Consider the following 5571-nt stretch of genomic DNA (forward strand, 5'->3'; position numbering starts at 1 on the left):
TCGATCGAGAATCGTCAGCTGCGCAAGGTGTTGAGGAAGGAAACCAATCCTCACACGGAGAAAGCGATGCAGCCGGTGCATTCCGGTTCATCGGCTCCTGTCCGGCAGCTGGCTTCCGATTCGGGGTCTTTGACCGAGGAACTGCCGCAGGCGGTTGGAGAAGGACACGACAATCTGGCAAGGCTTTATTATGAAGGCTTCCATATTTGCAACGTGTACTATGGTCATCTCCGCACCGAAGGAGACTGCCTGTTCTGCCTGTCGTTCCTGAATAAATAATGCAGACCAAGGGACCCGTAAAACGGGTCCTCTTTGTCGTCGTACAGGTTTTTGGGCTGCTCCCAGGGGGAGAGGCCGGAAAGGGGAAAGGAAGCATTTTGGATATGGAATTGCAGCCAAGCGAAAGGCTGGACGATCTGCTGACACATGAGCTTCGCATCATCCAGAGCCGGGAAGTGTTCAGCTTCTCCATGGACGCGGTGCTTCTCGCGCATTTTGCCGGAGTTCCGCCCTCGGGACGAATCGTGGATCTCTGCACCGGCAACGGGGTCATCCCGCTGCTGCTGACGACGAGGACTCGCGCTTCGATCGATGCCGTGGAAATTCAGCCTCGCCTCGCCGATATGGCTCGCCGCAGCGTGGAAATCAACGGAATGGGAACGCGGATTCGAATCGTAGAAGGAGACCTGCGCGAGAAATCAAGAGAGCTCGGCTGGGGAAGCTATGATGCGGTGACCGTCAATCCGCCGTATATGCCTCCCCTGACGGGAGACCGGAACGGCAATGAGCATTATGCGGTCGCGCGTCATGAAGTGCACGGCACTTTGGAGGAAATTGTCGAGAATTGCGCGAGGCTGGTCCGTACCGGCGGCAAAGTGTCGATGGTTCATCGGCCAGGGCGTCTCGTGGAGATCTTGGCGTCGATGACCCGCTGGAAGCTGGAGCCGAAGCGGCTTCGATTCGTACACCCCCATGCCGGCTCCGAAGCGAATATGGTGCTGATCGAAGCTGTTCGCGATGCGAAGCCTTCGCTGAGGCTGCTGCCCCCGCTGATCGTCTATGCGGACAAGGAGCGATACAGTCAGGAAATCATGGACATTTACTATGGACATAAAGGAGGCTCTGCGGATGAACAGGCAAAAGAGCTTTGAGGAGCACAGCTGCGGCACGCTTTATCTGGTCGCAACGCCGATCGGCAACCTGGAGGATATCACGATGCGGGCCATCCGCATCCTGAAGGAAGTTTCCCTGATTGCTGCGGAGGATACGAGGCAGACCCGCAAGCTGCTCAGCCGCTTCGAGATCGACGGCCGCCTCGTCAGCTATCATGAGCATAACAAAGCAGCCAGCGGCCCTGAGCTGATACGGCTTCTGGAGGAAGGGAGCAGCATCGCGCTCGTGAGCGACGCCGGGATGCCCGCCATATCCGATCCGGGAGCCGATCTGGTCAAGGATGCCGTGGAACGAGGCATTCCCGTCGTGCCTGTGCCGGGAGCCAATGCTGCGCTCGCCGCGCTCATCATCTCGGGGCTGCCCACCGAACGCTTCCTGTTTGCCGGCTTTCCTCCCCGGGACAAGAAATCGCTGGAGAACTGGCTGCTCGGGCTGAAGCGGATGGACAGCACGCTGCTGTTTTATGAATCCCCCCATCGGGTGGCGAAAACGCTGCCTGCAATTCGGGCCGTGCTCGGCGATCGAAAAATGGCGATGATTCGCGAGTTGACCAAAAAGCATGAAGAAGCCGTTCGGGGCACGGTCTCGGAATGCGAGCAATGGCTGGAGGAAAACGAGCCTCTCGGGGAATACTGCCTTGTTGTCGAGGGAGCGGATGGGGATGAAGCGGCGGAGCAGGGCCCGTCCTGGTGGGAAGGACTCAGCCTGGAAGAGCATGCCTCCAAATACGAAGAGCAGGGGGAGCCGAGAAAGGAAGCCATTCGGAAAACAGCCGCGGACCGGGGACTGCAGAAACGGGTTGTCTACAACGAGCTCATGCGCAAATAAGCCGGCTTGTCGGCCGGCCTCGTGACTATTTCGCAGAAGGCGAACTTTTATGTGCTGGAGGCTGAAAGCGCATGAGATCGGCCCGGAAAAAAAAAGGACCTTCCCGGGCTGTCGCCAGCTCAGGAAGGCAAGGTAGGAGTATAAAAAGGTTAGAAATACCTTGGTTAAAGTTGCTAAAGTTAAGTATAACTGATTATGCTTATTTTGTCACAGGGGTAGGCATTTCGGAAAGGCAGGAATTGCAGACGATTTTGCCTTTGAAGTAAGCGACGTTCTCTGCGTTGCCGCAGAAGATGCATGCCGGCTCATATTTCTTGAGCATGATGCGTTCTCCGTCTACATAAATTTCCAGGGCATCTTTTTCGCCGATTCCAAGCGTACGGCGCAGCTCGATTGGAATAACAACGCGGCCAAGCTCGTCAACTTTCCGAACAATACCGGTGGATTTCATCATAATGGGCGACCAGCCTCTCTTGATTTATTTCGTCAACGTTCGACATAAAACTACTTTTTATGATTTTAATAATACCAACCATTCCCAAATCAGTCAACCATCAAAAAGTCTAGTTTTAGCACATAAATTCAAGGTTTTAGAACAGGAAAGGGATTAAATCTCTAGTTATCTTACTACAAGACTAGAAAAATTGGAAATCTTATTACGACACTATTCGACAAACAGCATGCTTATTTTGTCGAAAGTTTGAACGAAAGGTGGATGAGGATGACAAAGCTGGAAGAGGAAAAGGTGTTCAAGGATCCGGTCCACAAGTATATTTACGTTCAGGATCAGCTGATATGGGACCTGATCGATACGCCGGAATTTCAGAGGCTGAGAAGAATCCGCCAGCTTGGCACCACGTTTCTCACCTTCCATGGCGCGGAGCACAGCCGATTCAGCCATTCGCTCGGCGTCTATGAGCTGACGCGGCGCATCATCTCGCAGTTCGAACGCAGCGAATACCCGGACTGGCCCAGGGAGGAGAAGCTTCTCAGCCTCTGCGCGGCTTTGCTGCATGATCTCGGGCATGGGCCGTTCTCCCATTCCATTGAAGAAATCATGGAATTCGATCATGAGGAATGGAGCTGCTCTATTATAGAAGGAGATACGGAAGTGAACCGGCTCCTGCGTTCCGTCGAGCCTGGATTTCCGGGCAAAGTAGCTTCCGTTATCCGAAAAACCTACGAGAAGCCGATCGTCATTAATTTGGTGTCGAGCCAAATGGATGCGGACCGCATGGATTACCTGCTCCGGGATGCCTACTTTACGGGGGTCAATTACGGAACGTTCGATCTGGACCGGATTCTCCGCGTGCTGCGCCCCCATCAGGGCAGGATCGTCGTGAAGGACAGCGGCATGCATGCGGTCGAGGATTATCTGATGAGCCGTTATCAGATGTATTGGCAGGTGTACTTTCATCCGGTTACACGCAGCTCGGAGATTGTGCTGAGGAAAATTCTTCTGAGGGCCCAGGAATTATGCCGTTCGGGCTACGCCTTCTCCTGGATTCCCGAGCCGATCAAGCGGCTGTTCAATCAGGAGCTGGATGTGGCATCCTATTTGAAGCTGGACGAATCGCTCGTCCAAACGGCTTTTGCCGCCTGGACCGAAGAGGAGGATAAACGGCTGGCATCCTTATGCACCCGATTCCTTAATCGCAAATTGTACAAGTATATAACCTTCGACCGCGAACATGAATCAGACGCCCAGCTGTTCTGCGAAAGGCTGGCGGCCGCCGGAATGAACCGCGATTACGAGCTGGAAATTGATTTTCCTTATGATCTTCCCTATCATGTGTATCGTTCGGGAATGGACAAGCAGGAGGAAGGAAACCGGGGCAAGCCTCCGATTCTGCTTCTTGACAGCTCCATGCAGCTGACGGAAATATCCGCTCAGTCCGATGTGGTGAGGTCGATAACGGGCATGCACCGCGGCCAATACCGGCTTTTCTACGATGCCGAAGCAGCTTCGCTGCTCAGCTATCGCATGGAACCGGATATTCGGGAAAGACTTGGCCTGTAGGCCGCCATTCGAAAGGAGTCGAAACATGGCAGGATTGATTGACACGCATACGCATCTGGACTCCCCCAAATTCGACAATGACCGCGAGGAAGCGATCCAGCGCGCCCGCGACGCGGGGGTTGAGCTGATGTTCAATGTCGGATTCAACCGCGAGACGATACCGACGACGCTGGAACTTGCCGAAAAATATCCGTTCATCTACGCCATTGTCGGGTGGCATCCGACGGACAGCGCCGATGTGGGAGAAGGGGACCTCGAGCGGGTGGAGGCGCTGATGGCGCATCCGAAAGTCGTCGCCATCGGGGAAATCGGACTGGACTATTATTGGGATACCGCTCCCAAGGATGTCCAGCAGCAGGTATTCCGAGAGCAGATCCGCATCGCGAAGCGTACCGGCAAGCCGATCGTCATTCATAACCGCGATGCCCATGAGGATGTCGTCCGCATCCTTCGGGAAGAGAAGGCGGCTGAGGTCGGAGGCATCATGCACTGCTTCTCCGGCAGCTGGGAAACGGCCAAGCAGTGTCTGGACATGAACTTCTATATTTCGTTCGGCGGGCCGGTGACATTCAAGAATGCCAGGGTGCCGAAAGAGGTTCTTGCGCAGGTTCCTCTGGACCGTCTGCTCATCGAAACGGATTCCCCTTATCTGGCTCCTCATCCACATCGAGGGAAGCGGAACGAGTCCGCATTCGTGGCCTTGGTTGCCGAGACAGCGGCGGAAATAAAAGGCAAAAATGTGAATGAGATCGTTTCCATCACATCTGCAAATGCAAGAAAATGTTTCCAGCTTTCTTAAAATCGGGCGAAAAAGCTTGTAAAAAGGTGCCTGGTTGAGAAAAATTATATTTCTGCTCCGTCAAACCGCCCAAAACGGCCGGATTTTCCTCTAATTTGGCTGAAAGAGTCTTTTATCTCTTCTTTACAATCGGTTGACCGAAACTGTATGATTCAACTCAGAGCTTTGAGTGATGCAGTTTTTAATCATTCGCTTAATCTCCCCACAAGGGAGAGCGGGGGAACCAAGCAGCGATTCCTTGCAGTCCCGGATGACAGGATATTCCGGAGCGGACTGGATGGACGAACTGACCTTTTCCAGGGGTGAATTTTGCCAAAAGGCCTTGAGCAGGCCGAGTAGGCGAATAGGGCAGCTCTCTTGTCCGAACCCGTCAGCTAACCTCGTAAGCGCATATAAGAGAGATCAACCTCGTGCTCCACTTTCCATGTGTTCAGCGTGACCAACCCGGGAAGCCACGATACAGATCCTCTGTCGACGGCTTCTTTTTGTTTGAATATTGCGTAAACCGTCGACATAGGGTTAACCGTGGAGGTGAAGCAAGAGGTTGATAGGCGTGCTGCTCGGCACGTACAAAACCTAATAGTCGCGTCTTAAATAGTCATGCGTAACACGAGGCGGCGGGGCTATGTAAGGAGGACCGAAGAAGTGGGCGCAATTCCCTTAAAGGACACCCATGTACAACGATCATCCAGCAAGTCTTTCCAATGGCGATGGAAGCATGAAAACCTGCGTTTGATTCWACTGCGGGAGC

General features: G+C 53.7%; 6 protein-coding genes and 1 riboswitch. Of the genes, 5 read left to right on the forward strand and 1 reads right to left on the reverse strand.

Annotated features, from left to right (window positions below):
* The 3 genes from BN871_RS14790 to rsmI all read left to right on the forward strand — a co-directional run.
* Positions 1 to 279, forward strand: a 279-nt coding sequence (locus tag BN871_RS14790) for an initiation control protein YabA (protein WP_048746954.1), incomplete at its 5' end; no start/stop codon positions are given.
* Between the two features lie 104 nt (positions 280 to 383).
* The gene (locus BN871_RS14795) at positions 384 to 1151 is read left to right on the forward strand and encodes a tRNA1(Val) (adenine(37)-N6)-methyltransferase (protein WP_048746956.1); all 768 of its coding nucleotides are present in this window, start codon (positions 384 to 386) and stop codon (positions 1149 to 1151) included.
* Positions 1129 to 2001: a 16S rRNA (cytidine(1402)-2'-O)-methyltransferase gene (gene rsmI / locus BN871_RS14800; protein WP_048746958.1), complete on the forward strand. Its 873-nt coding sequence runs from the start codon at positions 1129 to 1131 to the stop codon at positions 1999 to 2001. The genes BN871_RS14795 and rsmI overlap by 23 nt, the downstream gene beginning before the upstream one ends.
* A 199-nt stretch (positions 2002 to 2200) precedes the next feature.
* Here rsmI and BN871_RS14805 read toward each other — a convergent pair whose 3' ends face one another.
* Positions 2201 to 2455 (reverse strand): AbrB/MazE/SpoVT family DNA-binding domain-containing protein, encoded by a 255-nt coding sequence (locus BN871_RS14805; protein ID WP_048746960.1) that lies wholly within the window; start codon positions 2453 to 2455, stop codon positions 2201 to 2203.
* Positions 2456 to 2722: 267 nt separating this feature from the next.
* Here BN871_RS14805 and BN871_RS14810 point away from each other — a divergent pair, with 267 nt between their 5' ends.
* Both BN871_RS14810 and BN871_RS14815 read left to right on the forward strand, forming a co-directional pair.
* Positions 2723 to 4021: an HD domain-containing protein gene (locus BN871_RS14810; RefSeq protein ID WP_049868623.1), complete on the forward strand. Its 1299-nt coding sequence runs from the start codon at positions 2723 to 2725 to the stop codon at positions 4019 to 4021.
* Positions 4022 to 4046: 25 nt separating this feature from the next.
* Complete coding sequence (locus BN871_RS14815) at positions 4047 to 4820, forward strand: TatD family hydrolase (protein WP_048746964.1); 774 nt, start codon at positions 4047 to 4049, stop codon at positions 4818 to 4820.
* 180 nt (positions 4821 to 5000) lie between these two features.
* Positions 5001 to 5224, forward strand: a riboswitch (cyclic di-AMP (ydaO/yuaA leader).
* Positions 5225 to 5571 lie beyond the last annotated feature (347 nt).

It is taken from the genome of Paenibacillus sp. P22 (assembly GCF_000469945.2).
Taxonomy (GTDB): Bacteria; Bacillota; Bacilli; order Paenibacillales; family Paenibacillaceae; genus Paenibacillus_O; species Paenibacillus_O humicus.

Coding starts and splice junctions, on each gene's coding strand:
- rsmI (WP_048746958.1), top strand. CDS start 1,129: ATGAACAGGCAAAAGAGCTTTGAGGAGCACAGCTGCGGCACGCTTTAT.
- BN871_RS14810 (WP_049868623.1), top strand. CDS start 2,723: ATGACAAAGCTGGAAGAGGAAAAGGTGTTCAAGGATCCGGTCCACAAG.
- BN871_RS14795 (WP_048746956.1), top strand. CDS start 384: ATGGAATTGCAGCCAAGCGAAAGGCTGGACGATCTGCTGACACATGAG.
- BN871_RS14815 (WP_048746964.1), top strand. CDS start 4,047: ATGGCAGGATTGATTGACACGCATACGCATCTGGACTCCCCCAAATTC.
- BN871_RS14805 (WP_048746960.1), bottom strand. CDS start 2,455: ATGATGAAATCCACCGGTATTGTTCGGAAAGTTGACGAGCTTGGCCGC.